Source organism: Oleiphilus sp. HI0125 (assembly GCF_001635355.1).
This window is the reverse complement of the sequence record NZ_LWGF01000259.1, coordinates 1-555: the sequence shown is the minus strand read 5'-3', so window position 1 is coordinate 555 and position 555 is coordinate 1. Positions and strand designations below refer to the sequence as shown.

Annotated in this window: 1 protein-coding gene and 1 pseudogene; both read left to right on the top strand. The window is 43.8% G+C overall.

The features are described 5' to 3' along the window. Positions 1-172, top strand: a pseudogene (gene hisG / locus A3762_RS03815) (ATP phosphoribosyltransferase); the annotation flags it as partial. A gap of 34 nt (positions 173-206) precedes the next feature. Next, positions 207-555, top strand: a 349-nt coding sequence (locus A3762_RS03810; protein WP_197469003.1) for a histidinol dehydrogenase, incomplete at its 3' end; no start/stop codon positions are given.

Sequence of the window (555 nt, the reverse complement as noted above, 5' to 3'; positions counted from 1 at the left end):
TGATATCGTCGATACAGGAAACACGCTCAAAGCCAATGGTCTAGAGCCACGCGAACATATTCACGATATTAGTACTCGCTTAGTTGTTAATCGTGCGTCTATGAAAATGAAGCACGCACAAATCCAACCAATTATTGAGTTGCTTGCAAAGGCTGTTGAAAAACGCCTGTAGTTGTTGAGAAATAGAAGTTGTTTTTGGAGATTTTATGTTAACTATCAAACGCTTAAGTTCGAAAGATTCGGATTTTAATGACAAGCTGGCAGATCTAGTCGCTTGGGATGAGGCGCTTGATGAGTCTGTGCATCGTACAGTTAAAGATATTATCTCAGATGTGCGTAAGCGCGGCGACGAAGCTGTTCTTGAGTTGACGAATCGCTTCGATCAAGTTGGAGCTAGCGCATTGTCAGAACTTGAAATGCCTCAATCTCGTTTGCAAGAAGCTTTAGAAGGCTTGCCTACGGATCAACGCGAAGCTCTGCAACAAGCTGCAGCGCGTGTACGTAGTTATCATGAAAAACAAGCGCAGGGTGGCAGTTCTTGGGAATTTACTGAGG